1 protein-coding gene is annotated in these 1,439 nt (G+C 69.2%); it reads left to right on the plus strand.

Annotation, left to right across the window (positions count from 1 at the left end):
• Window positions 1-220 precede the first annotated feature (220 nt).
• Window positions 221-1,420: an IS110 family transposase gene (locus ACLZOT_RS49650; protein ID WP_416975937.1), complete on the plus strand. Its 1,200-nt coding sequence runs from the start codon at window positions 221-223 to the stop codon at window positions 1,418-1,420.
• Window positions 1,421-1,439: the final 19 nt, after the last annotated feature.

Raw genomic sequence — 1,439 nt, forward strand, 5'->3', positions numbered from 1 at the left:
CGGCCCTACCTTCTTGAGTGCGTCCCGTGAGTTCGCGACTCTGGGACTGCGCGGGTGGGGCAGGGATGGTTTTCATGCTGGCTGCCCTCGATGGCTCAGACCGCTGATCCCCCTGCCCCGCCACTTCTTCCGGACTGCTGATTAGGCACTGCGAACGATCGCTGAGTAGGGCGAGGACAGGCGGAAGGAGCCTCGCCACACGCTGCACCGGGAGATGACCATGACCGCCAACGCAGGCTTCGACATCGCCAAGGACTTCCACTGGCTCGCGGTCACCGACGACCGCGGACACCAACTCCTCAGCCACCGGGTCGACAACACACCCGACGCCATCGACGCCTCGATCGGCGAGCTGCACACCATCGAGGCCGAACACGGCCCCGTCACCGTCGGCCTGGACATCCTCGGCGGCATCGCCACCCTGCTGACCGCCATGCTCCTGACCGCCGGCTTCCGCGTCGTCCACGTCCCCGGCCTGGCCGTCAACCGCGCCCGCCGCGCGACGAGGGGCGGCGAGAACAAGTCCGACCCCCGCGACGCCAAAGTCATCGCCGAGCAGGTCATGCTCCGCGACGACCTGCGCACCGTCGAGTTGCCCGACGACAGCGCCGTGGAACTGCGGCTGCTGGTCAGCCACCGCACCACGCTGGTCAAGGAGTCCACCGCCCGCACCGCACGGCTGCGCGACCTGCTCACCGGCATCCACCCCGGCCTGGAACGGGCCGTCGATGCGACGAACCAGTCCGGGCTCATCCTGCTGCGCCACTACGTCACCCCGGCCGAGATCCGCCGCGCGGGCACCGCACGGATCGCCGGCTACCTGCACCGGCACGGCGTCAGGACCACCACCGCACAGCCACTGGCCGACGTGGCGCACACCGCCGCGCTCGCCCAGCGCGCCGTCCTGCCCGGCGAACGCCGCACCGCCCAGCTCATCCGCGAACTCGCTGACGAACTGCTGGCCGGCAAACACCGCCTCAAGGCCCTGGAAGCCGAGATCGAAAAACTGGTGACCGGCCACCCTGACGGGGCCCTCATCCGCAGCCTGCCGGGGATGGGGGCCACTCTCACCGCCGAGTTCCTCGCCTCGGTCGGCGACATCCGCCGCTTCACCAGCGGCGACGCTCTGGCCGCCGCTTCCGGGCTGTCCCCGGTACTCTCCCAGTCCGGCAAAATCCGGTACTCGCGCAGCGCGACCGGAGGCGACAAGGCCCTCAAACGGGTCTTCTACCAGGCCGCGTTCTGCTCCATCCAGCGCGATCCGGCCTCGCGGGCCTTTTATGACCGCAAACGAGCGGAAGGCAAACGGCATCATCAGGCCCTGATCGCCCTGGCCCGCCGCAAGATCAACGTCCTCTACGCCATCCTGCGTGACCGCCGCCCCTACGAGGCCCGGCCACCTCTTCGTCTCGTGGCTTGACTTCAGCATTAGGCAGCGG

The organism is Streptomyces sp. 4F14 (genome assembly GCF_048159485.1).
GTDB lineage: Bacteria > Actinomycetota > Actinomycetes > Streptomycetales > Streptomycetaceae > Streptomyces.

Excerpts from the sequence above, each read along its gene's own strand:
- ACLZOT_RS49650 (WP_416975937.1), top strand. The coding sequence starts at position 221 with ATGACCGCCAACGCAGGCTTCGACATCGCCAAGGACTTCCACTGGCTC.